17 protein-coding genes are annotated in these 23,369 nt (G+C 55.2%); 4 read left to right on the top strand and 13 right to left on the bottom strand.

Translation table 11 applies throughout. The features are described from left to right. Positions 1 to 21 precede the first annotated feature (21 nt). Positions 22 to 1,179 carry a response regulator gene (locus ACO0K9_RS19980; RefSeq protein WP_422987842.1) on the top strand — a complete coding sequence of 386 codons (1,158 nt, stop codon included), beginning with the start codon at positions 22 to 24 and terminating at the stop codon, positions 1,177 to 1,179. Positions 1,180 to 1,221: 42 nt separating this feature from the next. Next, entirely contained in the window at positions 1,222 to 2,751 is a 1,530-nt protein-coding gene (locus tag ACO0K9_RS19985; RefSeq protein WP_422987843.1) for a response regulator, read from the top strand. Positions 2,752 to 2,775: 24 nt separating this feature from the next. Here the strand turns inward: ACO0K9_RS19985 and ACO0K9_RS19990 are convergent, their stop codons facing one another. The 10 genes from ACO0K9_RS19990 to ACO0K9_RS20035 form a co-directional block, all read right to left on the bottom strand. Further along, positions 2,776 to 4,524, bottom strand: coding sequence for a phospholipase D-like domain-containing protein (locus ACO0K9_RS19990; protein ID WP_422987844.1), 1,749 nt, complete (start codon positions 4,522 to 4,524; stop codon positions 2,776 to 2,778). A 54-nt stretch (positions 4,525 to 4,578) separates the two neighbouring features. Continuing rightward, entirely contained in the window at positions 4,579 to 6,105 is a 1,527-nt protein-coding gene (gene qhpG / locus ACO0K9_RS19995; protein WP_422987845.1) for a flavin-dependent monooxygenase QhpG, read from the bottom strand. A gap of 1 nt (position 6,106) precedes the next feature. Then, complete coding sequence (locus tag ACO0K9_RS20000; protein WP_422987846.1) at positions 6,107 to 7,540, bottom strand: radical SAM protein; 1,434 nt, start codon at positions 7,538 to 7,540, stop codon at positions 6,107 to 6,109. Further along, entirely contained in the window at positions 7,524 to 8,345 is an 822-nt protein-coding gene (locus ACO0K9_RS20005; RefSeq protein ID WP_422987847.1) for a hypothetical protein, read from the bottom strand. Before ACO0K9_RS20005 ends, ACO0K9_RS20000 begins: the two co-directional genes overlap by 17 nt. Further along, entirely contained in the window at positions 8,345 to 9,754 is a 1,410-nt protein-coding gene (locus tag ACO0K9_RS20010; RefSeq protein WP_422987848.1) for a hypothetical protein, read from the bottom strand. The genes ACO0K9_RS20005 and ACO0K9_RS20010 overlap by 1 nt, the downstream gene beginning before the upstream one ends. Positions 9,755 to 9,763: 9 nt before the next feature. Further along, positions 9,764 to 11,347, bottom strand: coding sequence for a ferritin-like domain-containing protein (locus ACO0K9_RS20015; protein ID WP_422987849.1), 1,584 nt, complete (start codon positions 11,345 to 11,347; stop codon positions 9,764 to 9,766). 280 nt (positions 11,348 to 11,627) lie between these two features. Then, positions 11,628 to 12,641: an XdhC family protein gene (locus ACO0K9_RS20020; RefSeq protein WP_422987850.1), complete on the bottom strand. Its 1,014-nt coding sequence runs from the start codon at positions 12,639 to 12,641 to the stop codon at positions 11,628 to 11,630. 11 nt (positions 12,642 to 12,652) lie between these two features. Further along, positions 12,653 to 14,890, bottom strand: coding sequence for a molybdopterin cofactor-binding domain-containing protein (locus ACO0K9_RS20025; RefSeq protein ID WP_422987851.1), 2,238 nt, complete (start codon positions 14,888 to 14,890; stop codon positions 12,653 to 12,655). 10 nt (positions 14,891 to 14,900) lie between these two features. Next, positions 14,901 to 15,374, bottom strand: a complete 474-nt coding sequence (locus ACO0K9_RS20030; protein ID WP_422987852.1) for a (2Fe-2S)-binding protein — start codon at positions 15,372 to 15,374, stop codon at positions 14,901 to 14,903. After that, entirely contained in the window at positions 15,355 to 15,492 is a 138-nt protein-coding gene (locus tag ACO0K9_RS20035) for a hypothetical protein (RefSeq protein ID WP_422987853.1), read from the bottom strand. Before ACO0K9_RS20035 ends, ACO0K9_RS20030 begins: the two co-directional genes overlap by 20 nt. Positions 15,493 to 15,690: 198 nt before the next feature. On the opposite strand from ACO0K9_RS20035, the gene ACO0K9_RS20040 reads away from it, so the two are divergent. Next, positions 15,691 to 16,572, top strand: coding sequence for an AraC family transcriptional regulator N-terminal domain-containing protein (locus tag ACO0K9_RS20040; RefSeq protein WP_422987854.1), 882 nt, complete (start codon positions 15,691 to 15,693; stop codon positions 16,570 to 16,572). A 93-nt stretch (positions 16,573 to 16,665) separates the two neighbouring features. Here ACO0K9_RS20040 and ACO0K9_RS20045 read toward each other — a convergent pair whose 3' ends face one another. The 3 genes from ACO0K9_RS20045 to ACO0K9_RS20055 form a co-directional block, all read right to left on the bottom strand. After that, a complete protein-coding gene (locus ACO0K9_RS20045; RefSeq protein WP_422987855.1) occupies positions 16,666 to 19,224 on the bottom strand; it encodes a chemotaxis protein CheW in 2,559 nt (852 codons plus the stop codon). Between the two features lie 1,009 nt (positions 19,225 to 20,233). Next, positions 20,234 to 20,602 (bottom strand): hypothetical protein, encoded by a 369-nt coding sequence (locus tag ACO0K9_RS20050; protein ID WP_422987856.1) that lies wholly within the window; start codon positions 20,600 to 20,602, stop codon positions 20,234 to 20,236. A gap of 8 nt (positions 20,603 to 20,610) precedes the next feature. Beyond that, the gene (locus ACO0K9_RS20055; protein ID WP_422987857.1) at positions 20,611 to 22,125 is read right to left on the bottom strand and encodes an MFS transporter; all 1,515 of its coding nucleotides are present in this window, start codon (positions 22,123 to 22,125) and stop codon (positions 20,611 to 20,613) included. 204 nt (positions 22,126 to 22,329) lie between these two features. Here ACO0K9_RS20055 and ACO0K9_RS20060 point away from each other — a divergent pair, with 204 nt between their 5' ends. Next, positions 22,330 to 23,289, top strand: coding sequence for an AraC family transcriptional regulator (locus ACO0K9_RS20060; RefSeq protein ID WP_422987858.1), 960 nt, complete (start codon positions 22,330 to 22,332; stop codon positions 23,287 to 23,289). Positions 23,290 to 23,369 lie beyond the last annotated feature (80 nt).

The raw sequence follows: 23,369 nt of genomic DNA on the forward strand, positions 1-23,369 counted from the left end.
TCAAACATGGGGAGTATTGAAATGATCCATCTGGAAGCTGGTTTACCCAAACCCACCATACTGGTGGTGGATGACACGCCGCAAAACCTGTCTGTCATGAACGACTTGCTGCAGGACGATTATGTGGTCAAGGTGGCCCCCGGTGGCGCACGGGCGCTCAAGGTGGCACGCTCTGACGCACCGCCAGATTTGATATTGCTCGATATCATGATGCCAGACATGGATGGCTACGAAGTTTGCCGCCAGCTCAAGGCCGACCCACAAACCCGCGATATCCCGGTGATTTTCCTGACCGCCAAAGCAGAACAGGATGATGAGCGCCAGGGTTTTGAAATCGGTGCCGTCGATTACATTACCAAACCCATCAGCCCATCCATCGTCCTGGCCAGGGTGAAAACCCATCTTGCCTTAAAAGCGTCTGCCGATTTCTTGCGCGACCAGAATGAATTCCTGGAACAGGAAGTCGCCCGTCGCACGGAAGAAACCAGGGCAATCCAGGATGCCACCATCCTGATGATGGCATCACTGGCAGAAACACGTGACAATGAAACCGGTAACCATATCCTGCGCACACAGTTTTATGTCAAAGTGCTGGCAGAAAAACTGCAGGGCCACCCGCGTTTTTCTGCTTTCCTGACAAGCTCCACCATAGAATTATTATTCAAGTCGGCACCCTTGCATGACATCGGCAAGGTCGGCATTCCTGACCGCATCTTGCTCAAGCCAGGCAAATTCGATGTCGCTGAATTTGAAATCATGAAAACCCATGCCGCGCTGGGGCGTGACGCCATCGTGCAGGCAGAACGCAGATTGGGTTACAAGGTGGCCTTCCTGGATTTTGCCAAAGAGATCGCTTATTCGCATCAGGAAAAATGGGACGGTAGTGGCTACCCACAAGGCCTGGCTGGTGATGCCATCCCGGTTTCAGCCCGCCTGATGGCCCTGGCCGACGTGTATGACGCACTGATCAGCCGGCGTGTCTACAAGGCTGCCATGTCCCACGAAAAGGCGGTGGAAATCATCAGCGAAGGCCGTGGCAAACATTTTGATCCCGACATGGTGGATGCCTTCCTGCAAATACAGAAAGATTTCCAGGCGATTGCCACCCGCTATACCGACAGTGACGCCGATATCCAGGGCCAGCAAGACCGGCTGGAATGGATCGCCGAACAACCCTGAGCCGTCATTCGCAAGCATCCAGCGCCATATTGAGAAACCACTATGCATACACCGGATTTCAGCAAGCTCACTTTCCTGATCGTGGATGACATTTCTGCCATGCGGCAGGTGGCGGCAGGACAATTGCGGGCTTTGGGGGCAGAGCAGATTCAGGTAGCGGGAAACGGGCTGGAAGCCTTGCAAATTCTGCGCAGAAGCAAGATAGATGTGGTCTTGAGCGACTGGAATATGCCAGTCATGGATGGGCTGGAGTTATTGCGCGCCGTGCGGGTCGATCCCAAGCTGGTAGATTTGCCCCTGATCATGGTGACTGCTGAAGTGGAACGCGATCGGGTCGCCGAAGCGGTCAGGAACGGCGTGTCTGACCTGCTGGTCAAGCCTTACACCGCGCAGCGCATGGAAGACAAGATCGTCGGCGCATTGCGCCGCAGTCGCTCACCCACTGCGCCCGAACCAGTGACTAGTGAAGCACCCAAACCGGCACAGTTACCCAGCATTCTGGTGGTTGACGATACCCATCTCAACCTGAGACTGATAGCTGAGCTGTTCGCCGATGAATACAGGGTACGCATAGCCGATAATGGCAAACGCGCATTGACGATCTGCCAGTCAGACAATCCGCCAGACCTGGTCTTGCTGGATGTGATGATGCCGGAAATGGATGGTTTTGAAGTCGCACAGAAAATGCGCGAACATCCAAACAGTGAATTGATACCCGTGATTTTTGTCACCGCACTCAGCGACGACAATTCACGACGCAAGGGCTTTGACCTGGGCGCGGTGGATTTTGTCAGCAAACCAATAGACCCGGAAATCCTGCAAGTCAGGGTCAGGAATTTCATCCGTTATGTAGAGATGCACAAACAGCGTCAGCAAGAATACGACACCATGCTGGCCAATGCCCGCCTGCGCGAAAACGTGGACCGCATGCTGCGGCATGATATACGCGGGCCGCTGGCTGGTGTTATCGGCTTGCTGCAAGACTTTCCCGACGACGGTCAGTTGGGTGCACAGCAAGCGCGGCGTTTAAGTGAAATCGAAGCAGCGGCAGTGCAGGCACTGGATACCATTAGCTTATCTTCAGACCTGTTCAAGATAGAAACGGGTCGCTATCAGTTGGAGCCAGTCGCTGTGGATATAGGCCGATTGCTGCAACAGGTGCTGCAATTGGTACAGTCTGCTTTCGCTGTCCGGCAACTGGTGTTTGTCGATGAGATTCACCTCACCGCCAACGCAAGTGGCGACCCGGTTCTGTGTCATGCCATATTCCATAATCTGCTAAAGAATGCCTGCGAAGCTGCACCCGAAGGTGGCCGTATCAGGCTGAGCCTGCGTGAAGGATCACCTCTGCGTATCGTCATAGAAAATACCGGTGCAGTGCCTGCAAGCATGCTGGACAGGTTTTTTGACCGTGGTGCAACGGCGGGTAAAACTGGCGGCAGCGGCCTTGGTACCTATTCAGCAAAACTGCTGACAGAGGCACAAGGCGGCACCATCACCATGGACAGCCATGAGGGTGAGAACATAACCCGGCTCACCGTATGTCTGTTGCGTGAACCGGCAGGGGAGTGAGCCTTCAGTAAGCCCCGGGTTTTTTCAAGACTTTGAGAAAAGTATCCTCTCCTTGAATTTGATATGTCCCGGTGTATAGTAATTTTCTGACCAGTCTTCATCATTGAATTTAAGCCTGAGTGGCGTGGCTTTTTGTGCGGTGCTGACTGCGGCCCTGAACGCATAGTGGTCCACCAGTCGTACCGCCTCAATCGCAAAGACAGTAGCGATTTCCTGATCGTAAATGGCAATCAAATTGTCACCGTTTTCCTGTTCGCCACCTTCTGCCAGGTTGGATGATCCAAAGAAGACCACCGGATTGCTGTCATTGAAATCCACCACCACGAATTTATGGTGGATTTTATGTGCCAGGCCTTCCTGTATTTCTTTGCTGAAGGGGGGCGGCACGAGTTTATTCAAGGCTGCCGACGTGACCAATACCCCAGCTTTTCCGGGCGAATAGACTTGTACGCCTGAAACGGACTTAGTCTCGTCTGTTGAATTTTTCTCGCCATCTGCCCCGCCAGGATTGTCGGTAATACCATACGAGAAAACTTTCCCGTCATCGTGAATCGTCCTCAGTGTATCCAGCACAGAACTTTTGCCTACCAGTGCCATGACGGCAAACAGGACGGAGCTATTTGCCGTGTTCAATTCGTTTTGCAGTCTGTCCAGAGAAAACGTATTTTTCTTGTGGGGTGCGAAGCTGAAAACGCTGGAAGGCAGGCCAAGTTTGCTAATGGCATATTCTTTCTGGGATATCTTGTCTGCTGTAAATGCAGGCGTGCTCAGTCCACCATTGAACGCAGCTTCGAAGGACTGCGCATACAGCTGTGCCACATCGCCATCGTCGAAGATGGCTACATGATTGGCATTGACATACAGGCCCGTCACAGAAAAATTGGTCGAGCCGGTCAGTACGCGTGCAGGTTTACCCTTGACACGCATGATGAAGACTTTATTGTGCTGGTATCTTGAAAAACTCCCGGTCTTGACGTTTGCCTTTCCGGCAGATTTCTGTAACAGTGCTTCAGCCTGTGGTTCCAGTGCTTTAGCGCCGACATGGGTAGCAGAATTGTCCATCACGATGCGTACCTTCTTGCCAAGAACCGTCAGCGCACGGACTATATCCGGTTCATTGAAGTCATACACCATGGCATCCAGCGTGGCGTCTTTATTCAGGTAGCATTCGTTCAGGAAATCAATGATGGCTACCCGCGCATGCGCCCCCAGCCATTGGTATTGTTCTACATAGTCGGCGGTAGGGAAGTCAACCGTCTTTGGATTTGGGCCGATAGCTTTCGTACCAAATTTGTCGGTGTAAGCCTGCGATGATAAATAGCCCCTGGTAAACGCCAGTTCAAAGTTCTTTTGTTTAAACGGTTGGCACATGACTTTGATACTGACCGTGTCGCCCGTGGTCAGGGCACTGGTATGCGCGGCTGAAAATGATTTGACCGCCACTTCATATTCATATTCGCCAAAGGCATCGCCTGCCGGGAAATCAACCCACCAGAACTTCTGGAAAGGCGCATCTTCAGACGAGTGCCATTTTCTGTCTTCGGCGGTGGTGTCACTGGTGTAATCCGATGTGAACGACAGCCTGTTGAGCAGCGGGCTCCAACTGCCATCTTTAAAGCGCCGTCGTATGGAAAAACCAGCCAGGTCTGTTTTCTTGTGTTCGTCGACGTTAAAGGCCAACATCACACATTGGTCTCCACTATAAGCACGCACGGTGAGGGCACCGGAACTCGCAGAAGTAGGATTGATAGAAGTACTTAGATTGCCAGGCATGTCGCTTCTCCAGTTAGTGAATTACATCGCTTTGAAATGAGTTTTAATTTTTTCCTAAACCAGGCTTTCCAACACTCCCCGCTGCCACAACCACGCCGTGATTTTTTGCGAGGTTTGCCTGCCCATGCTGTGTTCCAGTTTCTGCAATACCTGTGCCAGCGGCTGTGGTTGCCACAAGAAATTCAGATGGGGAAATAAAGCCTGGTTTTCCAGGAAAGAGATAGGGCGCTCAAGATTGGGGTGGCTCAGTGCCAGTTGCTTTTGTACTCTGTCATCCACCACGCAATAGCTTTCTGCCAGACTGGCGGCAGGATGGATACGCAGGGGCTGACAGGGGTTGAATGTGGATAAGGGCTTTAGCTCTGCCGGTTGGTAGTCGCGTAGTTGCGCACTTTGTTCGTGCATGGCCCGGACCAGGGGGTGGTCATCCCCGGCGGCAGCGCCATCGGCGCAGTTAGCGGCAATACCAGCCCGGCTTCGCCAGAACGGATGCTCGCTACACCAAGCTTGCGCATAATATGACTGCGTCCAGTATTGGTGGCGGGCACAGGTTTCTGTCAGTCTTTGCTCAAAGAAGTGGCGGGCCAACTCATGACGATCATGATGGTCATGACGATTACTGTCTGTGCTACCCAGTAGCGTATGTATCGCAACCACCGCCTGCAAGGAAAAGCGCATGGCCTTTTCTACACCTGACGATGAAATCGGGTCCAGCGCAAAGGCGGCATCACCCAGTTTCAGCCTGCCATCTTGCCAGCTATCCAGTGCCAGGTAGGGCGTTGCCACGCATGCCTGCAAGCGACTCGCATACGGAACTTGCGCTATCGTCTTGAATAACTGGCTGTTTGCACAATTCCATCGTAACCAGTTTTCTGCCTGCCCCGGCATCTTTTGATGGGCCGTTTGCGGATCATTGACCAGCATGACTCGGTAGCGCAGGTCGGGCAGGCGTGTGCCCCATAGCCAGCCATGTTCCAGTGCTTCGACCTGGGTCAGGTTGGCCATCTCATTGGCAATATTATGGGCAATATTATTGGAGATCTGATCTGCTTCCAGTTCCACCCACATCGCAGACAGGCGTGGTGCGCAGGCATATTGCTGTACTCCAGTGCTGCGTCCACCTGCATCAAGAATAAAGCGGGCGGTGATTTGCTGCCTGCCCGCAGGCGTGCTGATGTGTAATTGCCAGTTACCTGCCGTGCCGCTGATGTCTTCGATCCGCGCTGGCATGCATACGCTGATGCCGCGTTGCCTTGCCAGTTGCAGCAGGGCGGCATCAAAGGCGGCACGGTTGATGACTGCTGCATCGCCGTGGCCTGCAATTTCTGGCGTAGCGCTGCGCCAGCGCAGTCGGGTAGAAAGGCCAGCCAGATGAGGAACCGCTGCCAGCGCTTCGTTGGCGTCCAGCATGTCTATGATGTTTTTAACACCGGGCGTCAGTGCTTCACCTATCTGTGGGCGCGGCCAGGTTGCGCTACGCTCCAGCATTTGCACGCGGTAGCCCAGTTGTTGCAAACGCAAAGCTGCGGTCAGCCCGGCGGGCCCGGCCCCAATGATGATGATATCGACCGCGTTGTCCATATCAGGTATGACGGTCGTCTGGCGCGCCGGTAAACCATTCGGGTGCCAGGTGGCTCAGGCGTTGATGTGCCCCTATGGTGTAGTGCAGCCATCCGCGTATGTAGTCGCAGGCATGGCGTCCGCGTGCCAGCACTTCATGATGGCAGCCACCGCCGCAGAGGTAACGTGCCCAGCAGGTATTGCAGGGCTGCTGCTGATGCACATGGCGTTGGCTCAGCCAGATGGCTTGCCTGCTGCGGTCAACACCCGTATCCAGGTGACCCATGCTGCCTTGTTCGTCACCGACAAAGCGATGGCAGGCGGACAGATCGCCATCAGCAGACACCCCAAAATAACCGGCACCGGCACCGCATGGGTAGGGCCTGTGTGTGCCGCGCTGCAATTCACGCAAGGCATTTTGCATGTTCATGAAAGGGTAGCGTTGGCCCTGCATGACATGCTGCTCAAATGCCAGGCCGCAGGCGATCATGCCTTGCAGCATGTCGGCCATATCTTCCGGCCCCATTTCTGCCTGCCCATTCGATGCACGTAGTAGCGGTGAGAAGCCGACACTATGAAAACCCATGTTGATAAACATATCCAGGGTTTGTGGCAGGTTCAGGTTGAACGGCGTCACCGTCACCCGTGCTGACACCTGCATCTGGCGCTGGCGTTGCAGCAGTGGGGCGATGCGCTCCACAATCTGGTCGAAAGAACCCTTGCCGCCTTTAAAGGCGCGCAGGCGATTATGTTGTTCTGCCGGCCCATCCAGGCTGACTGTCACGGCAAAGCCATGCTTTTCAAAAAAATCGGCATCGTCAGCCTGCAACAGCGTGCCATTGGTCGTGATCGAAAAATGACAGCGCACCCCCAGCCTGGCTGCCTGCTCGCTTGCATAGTCAGTCACGCTGCGCAAGACCGGGCGATTCGATAGCGGCTCGCCACCCATGAATGCCAGGTTCACCTTGGCACCCGGTGCGGCTTGACCCAGCAATAAATCCACCGCCTGCATGGCTTTCAGCAACTCCATGCTTTTGGCCTTGCCGCCAAACTCACCCTGCTGCGCATAACAATACGTACAACCCAGATTGCATTTCTGCGCAATCGCCAGCGACAGGGCGTGCACTGGTGGCGAAGACAGTGGCACATCATCAATAAACGGTTCGGCGTGCAAGCCATAGCTGTCTATCAGTGCTGCCAGTAATTGCTGGTCGTCGGCATGCACGGCAACACGAAATTCTGGCACTAGTTCTGCCGGCAAGTGAAACAGCCTGCTACCATTCACCAGCAATAACTGCGCACCCTGGGCATCTTCCACCAGGTGTGCATCACGGTGCGAGGGGCGCGATGCTTCGACGATGCGCAAGGCCAGGGCCGGTGCCAGCTTGCCATCTGCCCTGGCCGCATGCTCAGGTTCAGGGGTACGCTCAATGACCAGATCAGGACTCATCGGCATCTTTACCCCGGATGATGAATTGCAAATCCTCTTGCCAGGACTTGAATAAATCATCGTAAGAATACAGCCGCGTGTCAGTGCGGTTATCCGGGATATAGGTGCCGGTACGTTTTTTTGCAAACCACATATCGCCGCGCGACAAGCCATCAACACCAGGTTCTACGTTCACATAATCGGGTCGCGATGCAGCCCAGTAATAACATGCACATTCGCGGTAATCGTTTTGCCATGGTGCACACAAACCCTGCGTCAATTCTCCCGGGTGTAACAGGGCCGGATTGAATGAGGCCGTATTCGCTTCAAAGAAATGACGCAGCTTCAAATTGACCTTGAGGGTAGGGGTATCCTTGCTGTACAAGACCTCGGTGTCGGCATCTTTATCAAGAGTAAATTCACATTCCACCATTTTCCCCTGCAAGTGGATGATGCGGGCGATCGAGTTGGACCATTCCATGAAAGACACTGCGTTCGGATTCGCCACTGACGCCAGCGTGCCTGAGCTACCATCGGGAAACACCGGTCCGGTGGTCACCACCATGGTGCCGGCATCCAGCCCGGCAAAGCGCAGCAGGCGCCTGGATTTCAGATCGGCATGGGCCGGTTCAGCATCCACCACATAGTTATTGTTTTCCACCAGGGTGATGCCTTCAAAAGCGCGCCGCCACAAGTTCCTGAAATCAAACTCCAGCCCAGGGAAGCAATTGGAAATCGCGCTGCGCGGCAAGACCGATGCCGGGTTGCCAGTGCCACGATGGTGGATTTGCGCCGTCAGGTTGCTGGCACTGATGGTTTTCTTGTCAGACATTATTGACCTCCTGCTGGCGTAGGTGCTGCAAACATCGCATTTTTGGCAGCCTTGATGACCATATCGATATGGCGGCGTGTCAAGGTCAGGCTGCGGCCATCGGCACCGCGCATCAGGGCTGGCATCTTGCGCAAGGTGGCAGCAGACAGGTCGCCTATTTCTTCCGGCTGGCGCATTACCTGGGCAAACCAGGGTGCACCACCGGCAGACAGGGCGCTGAAGACCCGTTCATGCAAAGCCCGCAACGCCAGGTTATCGACCAGCGAACTGGCCGCAATCGGTTCGTAATAGCGTTCAAAGTCATTCGTGTTTTGCCGCACCATGGTGCTGGCCACATTCAGTCGGCCATTCACCGGGTTGCCGTTCATTACCGCGGTATTCATCAGCCGGACAGTTTCCAGCGCCCGCAGTACCAGCTCGGTGGCATCATCGAGTGAGACCTCGTCTTCCTTCACTTCCGGCCCGTAGAGCAATTGTTCCATTTCGTCAGAGATCACGCGCACCGGCAAGGTATCGGGTGCAAATGCCGGTGGTCCGGCCCCGATATAGCTTTGTGCATGCAGCACTTTGCCATCGTGCAGTTTAAGGAATACCCGGACGTGACCATCGCATTCATCATCCAGGTAACCCCAACTGACCTGGTTGCCGTCGGCATCTGCATATCCCGCATAAATGCCGGCAGGATTGGTCAGCGCGGGGCCTACGCTTTCTGAGTAATTCAGCCAGTCTTTCTTTTCGTTGTACAGTATCAGCTCATCGCTATCGATGATGGGGTCGGGTGTCAGGACGGGTACATTGTTCTGGTCTGGTTCCAGCCTGTGTTTGCGTGAACCGTACACGATACCGGCGGCCGGTGTATAGCGTAGCCGTATTTCCGGGAATTGCTTGGTCGGCTTGATAAACTGCACATGTCCCAGCGGCAGGGTTTTTCCAGGCAAAAAATTCTTGCAATGCCCTGTCATGGGGTGACGTGCATGATCCTTGATATCTGCAAGTTTGGCGTGAATCTGGTCATCCGCCTTACCGGTGCGGCGAAACAGTTTGATGTTACCCAAAGCCACGTCCCAGTGCAGGCTGGCCATGCTCAAGCCTTCCTTATGCAGCAAATCCGGTGTCAGTGGTTGCAATTCAGCAGGGTGTTCAGTAGTACGCACATACACTTCGAGGAAAGGGGCCACCGGCCGGATTTTTTTGTTTTCATCCTTGAAGCGGATTTGCTCTGGCACGTAGGCACGCACAATCTCGCCTGTTGCCTGGTTCACTTCCAGGCTGGGGCGGGGTACGATGCGGCGATAATCAAGTGGATTGTCCGGGTTTGTCTCCAGGTCAAATGCTTCCAGTGGTTCGTCTGCTGCACCCAGGCGGGCAATGGCCAGGGGCGGCAAAATTCGGATTTCCAGTATGGACATTGTGGGCTCCTAGATCAGTGCAGCATCAATGCTGCCAGACAGAATACGCAGGGCCAGCGCCCGCATGTTCTGGTCGGCTTCGCGCATCGATGTCAGATAAATGTGGCGAGATGGCGGTGCAATATGCAATAAGGCTTTCACCAGGCTGTCGGCTGCCGCCAGCAAATCCAGATGGCCGCGCCAGCGATTGGCTTCACCCAGTGGGCTGTTCAGCGTATAGGGCATCTGGAAAGGTGGCCCGGCAAAACCGGCACTGGCGTCCTTGGCCGACAGCGGTGACTGCATCAAAATCTCGGATATCGCACGCAGGTTATACATCTCACCAAAGCTGCCGTTGACGATGGCGCCGCGCGGGGTAATCGCCCCTGCCGCATTCAGTCCGCCAAACAGGGTAAAGCTGTGTATCAGGTAGGTCAGCAACATGCGATAACGCACATTGTGTAACTGCGCCCAGAGTATCGATTCCGGATGGGTAATCCGCGAAGTTTGAGCGCCTCCATTTTGAGACTCCAATTCAGGTTCCAGATCGGGGTCCAGTGATACATAAGGGTTGATCGCCACCTTGCGTGACGGTGACCATGGCACAAATGTAGAACGCAGCAAGCCAGCCTTGCTTGCTGGCTGCAATTTCTGCCAGCCGTCCGTCGTATAATCAGCCGGACGTGCTTCGCTCCATTCAAGATCGGTCAGGGTTTCCAGGCCCAACAGTTCACGCATTTCTATATAGATGCGCAAGAAGCGCACAAAATGCGATTTTGTCGATCCCGTAGTGGCTTCGCCCTGATAGGCAATCGCCTGCAAGGCCGACACCATGTCGTCACGGCAGGTTTGTGGCACCACCAGCACATCCGGTGTCTGCCTGGGCTGGCCCGAACTATTACCCCGGTTACCACCTTGATAGCCACGCCCCCATTCGGCCCAGTTAGCCTGGGCCGGATAGGTATTCGCCTGGAATACCGTATCAGGCAAATAATCCGGGTCTTGCACCAGCGGTATCAGCGTGTTGAACAATTCCGACACCTGATGCGGGTCATCTGTCTGCGCATGTACACGGGCGCGTATTTCCTTGCCCAGCGCACCGCCATCCCAATCCACCGGGGATTCGGCAAATACGTACTTGGCCAGCGAATCCAGTGTCAGTGGTTCCAGCGCAAAGGGGAAAGGATAAAACGGCACATCCCAGGGGTAATCTTCGCGCTCCATATGCAGGGGGGAACCAATCAGGCGCAGGGAGTTTTGTACCGAGATTAAATGCCCCATCTCTTCCTTGGCGATACCCAGTATCACTTCCTGCCAGTCGCGCACGATATCCCGGTACGCTTCCGGCACCTGCGGCCCACCCAGCGAATACGCACCATACAGGTATTGCACCATCAGGCAATGTTCTATTTCCGCATCGATGGATAACAGGTAAGTCACGTAATCACGCGGCGAAAATTCCAGATTGAATGAGGTTGCATGGCTGGTGGCAGTAGGGCTGATCGCCTCGGCCGAGAGCATCTTTACCCCGGCCATCAAACCCTTGGGCGACCCGGTCTGGGGTAAGGGTTTGTTCATGGCGCCAAGATGACGCCTGATTTGTGCAGAACGCATTTCCTTGTCCTTCTGATGTGGTATGGATGAACGCAAAAGCAAACATCCTAAAAACATCTGAAGGACGTTTTACTGTGGAATTGGATTGAAAATATGATAACTAAAAAGATATTAATTTATTATTGACTTAATATCAAGGGAGGCCGGGGGATTTATTTGACAAAGCAGTTGGCCAGTGAAAAGACGTATTCAAATTGCAACAGTGTGCTTGTTGCCAATGCGCTGGCCTGGCAGCGATAGTCAGATGCAGAAATTAAATTATTTCTGCTTGTGGAGTAGTCTAAGAAGGGCTTTCGTACAAGGTCTTACCCACCACCACTGCTGTGGTCTGGGGCTGGCTGATACCATTTTTCACTGCCACGATCTCGGCCATGATGGACAGGGCAATTTCTACCGGGGTCTTGCTGGCGATATACAAACCGGCTGGCCCATGCAGGGCTTGCAAAGCGGGTTCGGCGATATCAAAGTGCGTGCGCAAGCGTTCACGCCTTTGCTCACTGTTACGACGTGAACCTATGGCACCGACATAAAAAGCTGGCGATTGCAAAGCGTCGATCAATGCCAGGTCATCCAGCTTGGGGTCGTGCGTCAGGGCGATGACGGCGGTGCGGGTATCGGGTTGTAGCCTTAGTATCAGATCGTCCGGCATGTCGTCGCTGACCACTACCCCAGGCAACTGCCAGCTGGCGCGGTATTCTTCTCGCGGGTCGCAGACGATGACTTCAAAACCCAGACTCAAAGCAAACTGGCATAAGTAGCGCGACAGGTCACTGGCACCGATGACGATGATGCGTGCTTGTGGGCCGAGGTAAGTGATCAGTTTGTGTTCATCCAGTTGTGGCAAGCCATCGCGCTGGCCGGTGCGCAGTTCTACCTGGCCAGTCAGCAAATCCAGTGTTCGCTCTATACTGCGCCGCTGTTCGCAAGCCAGCAGCAATTCATCCAGACGGCTAAGTGCAGACACCGGCTCCAGCACCAGTTCCACCGTGCCACCGCAGGGCAGGCCGAAGCGATGCGCCTGGTCGGCAGAGATGCCATAGCGCAGGACCAGAGGCAGGTTGCCTGCGCAGACCACCTGCACCCCTTCTTCCCTGATACGATAGATGAGATCGTCTTCTATGCAACCACCGGATACCGAACCCACGGTTTCACCGCGCCCATTGATAGCCATCAGCGAACCCGGTGGCCGCGGCGACGAACCCCAGGTGCGTGCCACCGTAACGAGGATGACGGGCAAACTCTGTGCATGCCAGTGCAGCGCAGTCCGCAAGACCAGGGTATCGAGATCTTCCATCTGGCCTGGTGCTAGCTGATATTGAACGGCAATTGACGCACAGGCTTGCCAGTCAGTTTGGCGATAGCATTGGCAAACGCTGGTGCCAGTGGCGGCAAGCCGGGTTCACCCATACCGGTAGGCGGTTCGGCACTGGGCACCACATGCACTTCAAACGCCGGTATGTCGGTCATGCGCGCCACTGTGTAGTCACCAAAATTACTTTGCTCAACCACACCATCCTTGAAGGTGACGGCAGCACCTGGCAAACACATTCCCAAGCCCATCACCGCCGCGCCCTGCACCTGTGCTTCTATCGTGCGCGGATTCACCGCCAGGTTGCAATGGACACCAGCAGTTACCTTCTTGAGCACAGGGCGACCTTGCTGCACGCTGGCTTCCACCACATACGCCACCACGGTCGAGAATGATTCATGCACGGCCACGCCCCAGGCACGTCCGGCTGGCAGGCGCTTCTTGCCATAACCGCTTTTATCCACTGCCAGTTGCAATGCTGCGCGGTGACGTGGGTGTTTGTCCCCGAACAGGCTCATGCGATAAGCTACCGGGTCTTGCTTGGTAGCCCGGGCGATGTCGTCCAGCAGGGTTTCCATGACAAAGGCCGTATGGGTAGAACCTACACTGCGCCACCACAACACCGGCACATTCAGTTTGGGGTGATGCACGGTCAGTCGCATGGGGAAAGGGTAGGGATCGCGCATGCCCTCAGTAGCCGTGCCATCCACACCATTCTTGACCTGGAATTGCTCAAACACCGTACCCGCAGTGATCGACTGCCCAACGATCACATGGTCCCAGGCCAGTACCTTGCCCTTGTCATCAAAACCTATGCGGGCACGGTGCAAATGCATGGGGCGATAATAGCCGCCGCGCATATCGTCTTCACGACTCCAGACGGTGCGCACGGGTGCATTCAAACCTGCAGCGCGGGCTGCCCTGGCGATTTCGCAGGCTTCCACCACAAAGTCGCTGCTGCTGGCAAAGCGGCGGCCAAAACCACCACCGGCCATCTGCACATGCATGGATACCTGCTCAGGCTTGATACCCAGTGTACGTGCCACGGCGGCCGCATCCAGTCCGGGGCTTTGTGAACCTGTATAGATATCCGCCGCACCATCCTTCAACGCAACCGTGCAATTCAGCGGCTCCATCGCGGCATGTGCGAGATAAGGGAAAATGATCTCCGCTTCCAGATGTCTGGGCGCAGTGTCCAGTGCTGCCATGTCGGCATCAAAACGACGTGGGCCGGTTTGATCAGCCAGCTTGCGGTAGTCGGCCAGTTGTTGTGTCGTGTCTACCTTCTCGACGCTGGCAGTATCCCATTCCAGCTTCAATGCATCGCGCCCCCGCTTGGCGGCCCAGTAACCGTCAGCCACTACAGCCACACCTTCGGCACCCCGGTCCAGCGGCAGGCGAAATACCGCCTTGACACCGTTGATGGCGTGCGCTGCACTGTCATCTACCGTTTTCAGGCGTGCGCCAAATACTGGCGGGCGTGCCACCACTGCCGTCAATTGACCTGGCAAGTGCATGTCTATGCCGTAATCCTGTTTGCCACTGCTTTTGGCGCGCGCATCCAGACGTGTAGTCGGCTGGCCGATGAGGCGAAAATCCTTGGGGTTTTTCAGCGCGACTTTTTCAGGTACAGGCAAGGCCATCGCAGCTTCGGCCAGTTCGCCATAACCCAGCTTGCGGCCATCTGCGGCAATCACGGTACCGGCCTGGGTGCGCAGGGTGGCCACATCCACATTCCAGCGTGCTGCCGCCGCAGTCAGCAACATGGCGCGAGCGCGGGCACCCAGCTCACGGTATTGCATGAAACTGTTCTTGACTGAATTGGAGCCGCCAGTGATATGGATACCGAAGAAAGGATCATGATAGGCTACATCACTGTTGCCATGGCTGCTGCGTACCAGATTCCAGTCGGCATCCAGCTCTTCGGCCAGTATCATTGGCAATGCAGTCTGCACACCCTGGCCAAATTCCAGCCGGTTGATGATGACCGTGACCTCGCCATTCGTGGCGATTTGTACGAAGGCAGATGGCTGTTGCGTAGGTTTCAAGGTTGCATTGGCCTGGGCCAGTGCAAGATTAGGAAAGGCACCCAGTGCCAGACCGCCTATACCGGCAAATTTGAGAAAGCTGCGGCGTGTCAGTGCGGAGGTGTTGACTGAGTGGTCGGGCTGGTCGCGCTCCAGCATGTGTTGTAGGGCACGCGGCATTTCGCTGTAATCGATATTCGGCAACATGGTAGCTCCTTCAGATAATGGCTTTGGCTGCATCAGCCACGGCAGCGCGGATGCGAACGTACGTACCGCAGCGGCAGATATTGCCAGCCATGGCGCTATCGATTTCAGTAGCAGTCGGTTGTTTGCCCCGCGGCAGGGATTTCAAAAAAGCAGTCGCACTCATGATTTGTCCGCTCTGGCAGTAGCCACATTGCGCCACATCGTGCTTGATCCAGGCGGCGCTGACTGCATTGCCGACCTTGTCATTACCACCAGTCGCTGCTTCTATGGTGGTGAGTTTCTTGCCCTGTACGGCAGAAGCAGGCGTGACGCAAGAGAGTATCGCCTGGCCATCCAGATGCACGGTACAGGCACCACACAAGGCCGCACCACAGCCAAACTTGGTGCCTGTCAGTTGCAGCGCATCGCGCAGCATCCACAGCACAGGCGTATCGGGCGTGACATCGACGCTGGTATTCTTGCCGTTAATCGTGGTGTTGATCATGAAAACCTCCAGGATGGGGTGATGCGGGATGGATGATGTCGGCCATGCTCTGATGAAGCTTGCCAGTGGAAATGCCTTCATAAAACTGGTGTGAATTGATGATCAATGCATGTTTCATTGATAAGTCCTGTGCCGTTTTTACAGATGGCTATTGTGTGCCAGGTGTTATAAAAGACGTTTGCCTGATTCGATGCATTTCTTGCCCAATTTGATGATTCATCAGCAGAAATACGAAACCAGGCATTGAAAATGGTAGGCTATGCTTATTCAAGAATTCTCTCGCGCTGCCATGCAAACTGGACATCCAACCCCATCTGTGAATAGTCAAACACTGGCCGGACTGGTCAGCAATATTGCCCAAAGCGATGGTGACCATACGACCCATATTCCCGGGTTGATGATTTACAGGCGCAGCAAAGCGACCGACCCCATGCCCTGCATTTATGGCCCGAGCCTGGGCGTGACCGTGCAGGGTGGCAAGCGCGTCCTGCTGGGAGACGAGATTTTTGACTACGCACCCGGTCAATCACTGGTGACTTCGCTGGATTTGCCCGTGCTGTCTTATGTGACGCGTGCCAGCAGCGCGCAACCATTTCTGGGAATGGGGCTGGCACTGGATGCCCGCGTTATTACCCAATGCGCTGCCGAAATGAATTTCTCCGCGCCGCTGAAAGCATCAACCTCACTGGCGATGTCAGTTGTGACCGTGGATGAGGGTTTGCTGGATGCCATCACCCGCCTGGTGCGCCTGCAGAATGAACCGCAACTGATACCACTGGTTGCACCGCTGATACAGCAAGAAATCATCGTACGCCTGCTCAATGGCGAACATGGGCCAACACTGCGCCATCTGATGACAGCCGGTTCGCCAGGCCAGCAAATTGCCAAGCTCATCGCCTGGCTAAAACGGCACTACACCGAAAATATTGCCATGGATGATCTGGCAGACAAAGCCCACATGAGCCCATCCACCTTTCGCCAGCATTTTCGTACAGTCGCAGGCATGAGCCCCTTGCAATACCTGAAGCACTTGCGCCTGCAGGATGCACGGCAACTGATGCTCAGTGAAGACATCGACGCCAGCAGCGCAGCATTACGGGTAGGCTATGAAAGCGCATCCCAGTTCAGCCGTGAATACACAAGACTGTTTGGCGCGCCACCACTGCGGGACATAAAACGGGTGCGCTTGGCTGTCTGAAAAAAATGGCTTATGTCACCGCACATAAGCCATATTCAATTTTTCAGCAGTGCGCCCATCTCAATTAAAACGCAAACCTGTATGCACGCAACATCAAGTCACCACCAACTCGTTTTCCTTGGTCATCAGGGTGGCAAACAAATAGGCGACGTCCATCACCTGGATCAACAGCTTGCCTGCATTGGCCTTGATGACTTTGCTGATCAAGCTGCTGCTGGTATTGCCGGCAAAAGGCGCAGGCGTGATCTGTGCGGCATTGAATTGCGGTACGCCGTGCAGGCCACTTACCAGCAGGCCTATCATTTGTCCGCCAAAACGCACAATGATGACCTGGTGGTGATTGGCGATTATGGCTGGTTTGCCCCGCATGGCATGGCCCAGATCGAATACCCAGACATAATTCTTTTGATCGTTGTCACGCTCCGGCACAATCAGGCCTATGCGTTCCGCACGCCCATTCATTGATGCCATGGATATCCTGGATGCTGGCAAGGCTTCCAGTACACACTCTGCCGGTAGTGCAAACAGTTTGCCGTCAATAAAGAAAGTGGCGAACTCTTCATCATCGACCTCTGTGGCCTCAGTTGTTCCAGAAACCAGCGCGGTGTCCATTTTACTGATGCCGGCATAGTCCCGCACCGGGCCAAAGCTGTCGAAGACCACCGCCAGTATGTCTTCACGATAGCCGTCAGATACCTTGAATTCCCGATAGCCGCTCGATACCGTACAGGCCATGACGGCGTAGTGTCCATCATGCACCAGGATGCGCGATGCGCTGCTGCCGTTTGCCAACGCAAGCAGTGTAGCGTCAATCTCCAGGCGGCTGCCAACCGGACGGCTGGCATCGGTGCTGGACAAGATGACACCTTGCCGGTTGATAAAGAATGCACTGCTATGGTCTTTGCTGCCCATGCCACTTTTCAGCATCGCAGAAAATTCTGGGGCTGAGTCGAAAATAATGCCTATGCCACCTATCACCAGCGCATCATCATCCGGGTCACGGATGGCCGCATGATACATATAGGTCGGCTCGTCTTCATACATGGGGGTAGGCGAAAACGGCGTTACATAGTAATCCTGCTCGGTACGCAGCGCCAATACCTGTGACAGGGTCTCTGTGTCGATATGGGTAGCAATTGCCGGGTCCATTTCCTGATCAGGCAGGGCCAGTTGGTTGCTGGCGATAATCTCGCCGCTGCCATCATACACAAAGATGCGGGTGTACACGGTGTACAGGCAATTAATGTATTTCAATATACCGTTAACATCCGCCATGGTTTCCCAGTCCCGTTCCGGGTTTGCCAGCACCCGGCGCAGCTCAGGCGTCAATGCCCACCAGCGGCAATCATCCGCTCTTTCATACAGGTTACGGTCCAGCAGATCAACCAGCAGATGCGATACAAATTCTGCGTCACGCATGCTCGACGCTACGACCGTCTCGTACAGATCAGCAATCGATTTGGCAAATAATTCGTCGCTGCGTGCACCGGTGTCGCTGATCTGGTCGAGTATGGTTTTCAGTTTTTGCATGTCATTGGTTTGGCCTGCCGTCATCACCTTGCCATTCCACACCACGCAACGTATGGTTTCTGCCGCTACCATGATTTCGTGCAGGGGCGGGCAAAATGAATGGGCGTGGCTTAACAGACCTTCGGCAATCGCCGGGCTTAACTCGCTCAAATGATTGCTGCTGGCTTCGGTAAAGGCAACCTCCACCGGCACCATCACTTGTCCTTGCCAGCCGGGTGGCCCCATATAACCTTGGTAGCCCACTGCCGGAAAAGTCCGCACCAGATATTCGCGTCCGGCATACATCATCAGTTCCGGTTCGTTACTGTGATTCACCGGGACCCTGACACCCACAGGTATCCAGGTCTTGTCTGCACTTGCTATCACCTGGTTACTGCCATCCAGCAGTAACATATTCGCGCGCCCGGACGGGTCACGGTGCGAATTGAAGATGCCTGCCATTTCCTGTTCAAAATTAAAGCACAGGCACAGCACACCCACCACCACGCCAGTTTCCGGATGCAGCATGCGGCGTGAATAAATCAGGGCTTTTTCTTTACCTGGCCGCAGGTCGCTGGCCCTGAAAGTTTCTACATACGTGTCGGATGCCAGGCTTGCCGCCAGCAAAGGGTCGGTGCTGGCTTCCAGGGGTGTGGCTTCGTCAATTTGTACCAGCACATTGCCGGCAACATCAAGCAGAATGATTTCGTCATACACCGTGTATTTATTGCGATAGGCACGCAACCTGGCGCGTATCTTCCCCTGCATATCATGCAGACCGGCAGTAAAGGCGCATAGCTCATTGTCTGTCGCCAGAAAACCGATGTCGGCAGTGCGCTCATACAGATTGCGTACAACGATATCGATCACATACTGCGCCTTGGTACCGATAGCGTTCAACACGGTGGACACTTTTTCATGCACCAGACTGGTCACCAGTTCCTGCTCCAGGCGATTGAAACCGTCACGTGTGGCTGCCATGGTGGGCAATACCGCTTTGGCTTCGCTTGCACATGTCATCTTTGCCGTCGCCTCTATCATGCGCCACATCAAATTCAATTCGTGCAGGGCTTGTTCGCACCGGATCACATTGCGCATGTAAGGTAAAAATGTATCAATCTGGAGCGGGGTAGTATTGTTCATTTTGCGAAACCCTTTAAAAGGTGTTTTCTTTCGAAAGTGAAATAGGTAGGACTTACGCAAAACCGCCCCAGCCGCGTTGCAGCTCCCGCATTTAGCAAGATTCGGTACTATTCGTACTGTCTTCGTCGCTGCGCCTTGCTGGGACAATTTTGCGTAAGTCCTAATAGGAAATAGTCGAAATACGCCGACACATGCCGCTATGACCGGAAAAAAAATTAATGCAAAAAGTCAACGTCGAAACTGCAAGTTTCAAGTGGCACCAGTGGTATTGGTGCCTGTTGGTCACATCCATGCGCGATTGCTAATGCTATGGATTCACTCCCTTGTGGGTGCTTCAATCTCTTCTGCGCCGCAAGCAAATATGTCGAAGCACATATAACGAAGAACCGGTTGTCAATTTTCAGGGCTGACACAGAATTACTTCAACTGCGTGAGCCCTATATATAAAAAAGCGTAGATCATCAATGCTTCTGTGACGCACCAAGGCATGCCCAAACATGGTGCGCACGCGCGATTCGAGTTTGTTTTTTTATGCGCCCCCTAAGTAAATGATGCCTATTTGTGCGGCTATGAAATTGAAATGACTGACCCCTGGCGACAGCTTTGCGTGTCAGCCAGCGTTGATTCAACCTGGGTCGGATTTCCCCCCGGGCGCGGGTTTTTCCGCACTACGTCCAGAGGCGAACGTCCGACCTTCAATCATATCCGCACTGCATCCGAATCGTCTTGTTGGTACCCAGTTCCAGTGGTGAAATGAGTTTTATGTGATTCGTTAATATATTTGATCTGTCTTGCGCAATACCGAACGCTGCATTGGCAGACGACTATGCATGGCGTGAATGCAATTCCTATGCCAGTGCTAAATCGTGGGTGCGGGCTCAGCACGCGATGGAGCGTATCCAGGTGTTGGAAGCGAAGTGAATTTTTGTATAAGAATTTTTGTATCGTTTGCCGAGAAAAAGCCAGAAGGAAAATGGCAGGCAAGCTATTTTCCCTCCAAATCGCAATATTACGAGACCATGAATTGATAGTCGCTGATGATGCGGCCATCTGTATCGATCTGTAGAAACTCCAGGCCGACGGCAAGCACTTCAGCCGTGGCTGGCCGTATCATCTCCCAGTTGAATGTGACGACCCCCCGCAGTGCTTGTGCGTTCTGCACCGGCCTGAACATATAGCCTCCGTCACGCACGTTCTTGTTGTGCGAGCCGGTGATGCGTTCCTCCAGTGCCGCGTAGGCGCGCGCTTCGCGCGTCGTTATGTAGTGTACACCATCGGGTAACCAGAGCTGTGCGATGGCATCGCGCCGCGCCGCCAGGTCCGTTTCATTCCATACCGCGACGTAGCGGTCCGCCAGTTGTTGTGCATTGATGTTCATGATTATTCCTAGCTAAGTGTGGTTTGTGTGGTTTGACTAAAGTGCCGGTACAGGGCTGCCACGCCGAGTGCCAAAGCGAACAGGTACAACAGGCTGATGCCAAAGGCACGAGCAATGATAGCGAGGCCAGCACCCTGACCCAGCGTGCTGTAATACAAGACGCCGATCAGCGCGACGCCAAGCGCATTTCCCACTTGCTGCATGGTTGCCATCACGCCCGACGCAACGCCTGCATGTTGTGACGGCAGCCCGGCCAGGACGGTGGAGGCCAGGGGTGTCATCACCATCCCAAGGCCACAGCCCTGCAGCAGAAGCACCGGCAGCATGAGCGCCACGTTCTGTGCCGACAGCCAGCCCAGCAGGCCATACAGCGCCGCATGGCCTGCCGCCAACACCAGTGCGCCGCTGAAGATGGCGTGTCGACCCAATTTTTTCGCGAACCATGGCGAAGCCATCGAGGTCGCAAAGAAACCGACGGCAAGCGCAGTGAAGACCAGCCCCGAATCAAGCGCTGGCAAGCCCAATCCGCGTTGCAGGTACAGCGCCAGCACGAAGTAGAACGATGCGTTGCCCGCGAAGAACAGCAGCGTGATCAGCAAGCCCAGCACAAAGGGCCTCTGAGCCAGCAACGAAGGCGCAAGCAAAGGCTGGCCACCACGTGCCGCCAGACGACGCTGGTAAGTCCAGAACACGATGAGCAATGGTACCGATGCCGCCAGACAGATGAAACTCCACAGCGGCCATCCCTCGTCGCGCCCCACCACCAGTGGAAAAATAGCAGCCGTCAGCGTTAACGCGACCAGCGCCATACCAGGCAGATCCAGGCGACTGGCGCGCTGGCCTTGCATCGGCGGTAATACACGCTTGCTCAGTAGCAGCGTCAGCAGGCCGATCGGCAGGTTGATCAGGAAGCAGCTACGCCAGCCCAGCCCCGCCAGGTTGGCGTGGATCAGCAAACCGCCGATGATCTGACCACTTGCCGCAGCCAGCCCCAAGGCCAGGCCGTAGGCAGCGAACGCCTTTGCGCGTTGCGCTCCGGTGTAGAGCAGGCCCAGCATTGCCAGCACCTGCGGCTGCAGCAGTGCACCGGCCACACCCTGGGCGATGCGCGCAGCGACAAGCACGGCTGCGTTTGGTGCCATGCCGCACGCGGCGGAGGCCAGGGTGAACAGGCCGACGCCGATGATAAACAGCCGCCGACGGCCATGGATGTCGCCCAGCCGCCCGCCGGTGATCAGCGTCGCAGCGTTGGCCAGGCCATAACCGATGACAATGAGCTGCAACGCACTGGCGCTAGCGTGAAGATCGTGCTGAATGGATGGCAGCGCGACATTGACGATGAAGAAGTCCAGCACCACCATGAAGGTGCCGCTAAGCATCACCAGTAGTGCAAGCGCACTTGGGCGCTGTTCTGCAATTGCAGAAGGCGCTGCGGACGTGGCCGGTGTCGCTTTGATGAGGGGGACGATGGGGACAGCGGGGATAATGTGGATACCGGGAACGAGTGGGACGGCCTGTGACATGATATTCATCCTGTTCAAAGAAGAGCGCTGGGGGGCAGTGTATCGACGTCCCGGATGCCTGGCGATTACCTGCGAGGTAATCGCCATTAAGCAACGGGACTGACGAGTGAAATGCCGTTGAAGTGAATTTTAGGGGGGAGGTGATGGACACTCAATGCCTGTAGCGCTATAATTTTTGTCCGATCATCCAAATGATGCCTGGCTATGGATCCGCTTGACGAAGTATTTACTGCGATGCGTGTTGAAAACGCCCGCTATGCGCGGCTGGAGGCTACGGCCCCCTGGGGCCTGAGTACGCGGCGACGTGACGACACGGCGCGCTTCGGCCTGATGTTGCGCGGCGGCGGCTGGCTGACGCTCGATGATGGGGTTGACGGGGCTGACCGGGAACCCGTCGCCCTGATAGCAGGCGACTGCTTCGTCATCCCACACGGCCTGCCTTACACGCTGTGCGATGACCAGAAGTCCGCCACGGTTAGCTGTAGCGATCTTGTGCGTGCGAATGTCGGCGGCGTGGCGCAGATTGGCGGTGGCGGCGCGGCCACCACCATCATCAGCGGCTGGTTCAATTTCGATCCCTATGGTGCACGGCCATTGCTGGACCTGTTGCCAGCGTTGCTGCACATCCGCATGGACCAGGAACGAACCCATCTGCTCCAGGCTGCGCTGCAATTGCTGGCAATGGAGACGGCGCAACGCGGTCTCGGCTCTGGCCTGGTCGTTAGCCGCCTGGCAGATATTATCTTCGTGCAGGTGGTTCGGGCGTATATCGATACGCTAGACCCCGACACTGGGAGTGGATGGCTGGCAGCACTGTCGGACCGCCGCATCGGCGCAGCCTTGCATCTTCTGCACAAGGATGTTGCGTCGAACTGGACGGTCGAGGCGCTGGCCGCAGCCGCCGGGATGTCGCGCTCCGGCTTCGCTTTGCGCTTCAAGGAAAAGGTCGGCGAATCCCCACTTGAATACCTGACCCGTTGGCGCATGTTTCGCGCCGGGCATTTGCTGCGCCACACCGACAAACCCATGATAGATATTGCCGACAGTGTAGGCTACGAATCAGAGGCAGCCTTCAACAAGGCCTTCAAACGCTTGACCGGTGCCGCACCTGGCGCGTTTCGCCGAAACGCGAAGCTAGCTGCCACTTTGCCCGGACTGCGATAAACTATTAATCACTGGCAGAGACATTGACTTGCCAGCTTGGCTTGCTACCAACCAGCATGCCCAAATGAGCGTTCGATTGA

The sequence above is a fragment of the Undibacterium sp. Ji50W genome (assembly GCF_049340445.1).
GTDB lineage: Bacteria > Pseudomonadota > Gammaproteobacteria > Burkholderiales > Burkholderiaceae_D > Undibacterium.

Excerpts from the sequence above, each read along its gene's own strand:
- ACO0K9_RS19980 (WP_422987842.1), top strand. The coding sequence starts at position 22 with ATGATCCATCTGGAAGCTGGTTTACCCAAACCCACCATACTGGTGGTG.
- ACO0K9_RS19985 (WP_422987843.1), top strand. The coding sequence starts at position 1,222 with ATGCATACACCGGATTTCAGCAAGCTCACTTTCCTGATCGTGGATGAC.
- ACO0K9_RS19990 (WP_422987844.1), bottom strand. The coding sequence starts at position 4,524 with ATGCCTGGCAATCTAAGTACTTCTATCAATCCTACTTCTGCGAGTTCC.
- qhpG (WP_422987845.1), bottom strand. The coding sequence starts at position 6,105 with ATGGACAACGCGGTCGATATCATCATCATTGGGGCCGGGCCCGCCGGG.
- ACO0K9_RS20000 (WP_422987846.1), bottom strand. The coding sequence starts at position 7,540 with ATGCCGATGAGTCCTGATCTGGTCATTGAGCGTACCCCTGAACCTGAG.
- ACO0K9_RS20005 (WP_422987847.1), bottom strand. The coding sequence starts at position 8,345 with ATGTCTGACAAGAAAACCATCAGTGCCAGCAACCTGACGGCGCAAATC.
- ACO0K9_RS20010 (WP_422987848.1), bottom strand. The coding sequence starts at position 9,754 with ATGTCCATACTGGAAATCCGAATTTTGCCGCCCCTGGCCATTGCCCGC.
- ACO0K9_RS20015 (WP_422987849.1), bottom strand. The coding sequence starts at position 11,347 with ATGCGTTCTGCACAAATCAGGCGTCATCTTGGCGCCATGAACAAACCC.
- ACO0K9_RS20020 (WP_422987850.1), bottom strand. The coding sequence starts at position 12,641 with ATGGAAGATCTCGATACCCTGGTCTTGCGGACTGCGCTGCACTGGCAT.
- ACO0K9_RS20025 (WP_422987851.1), bottom strand. The coding sequence starts at position 14,890 with ATGTTGCCGAATATCGATTACAGCGAAATGCCGCGTGCCCTACAACAC.
- ACO0K9_RS20030 (WP_422987852.1), bottom strand. The coding sequence starts at position 15,374 with ATGATCAACACCACGATTAACGGCAAGAATACCAGCGTCGATGTCACG.
- ACO0K9_RS20035 (WP_422987853.1), bottom strand. The coding sequence starts at position 15,492 with ATGAAACATGCATTGATCATCAATTCACACCAGTTTTATGAAGGCATT.
- ACO0K9_RS20045 (WP_422987855.1), bottom strand. The coding sequence starts at position 19,224 with ATGAACAATACTACCCCGCTCCAGATTGATACATTTTTACCTTACATG.
- ACO0K9_RS20050 (WP_422987856.1), bottom strand. The coding sequence starts at position 20,602 with ATGAACATCAATGCACAACAACTGGCGGACCGCTACGTCGCGGTATGG.
- ACO0K9_RS20055 (WP_422987857.1), bottom strand. The coding sequence starts at position 22,125 with ATGTCACAGGCCGTCCCACTCGTTCCCGGTATCCACATTATCCCCGCT.
- ACO0K9_RS20060 (WP_422987858.1), top strand. The coding sequence starts at position 22,330 with ATGGATCCGCTTGACGAAGTATTTACTGCGATGCGTGTTGAAAACGCC.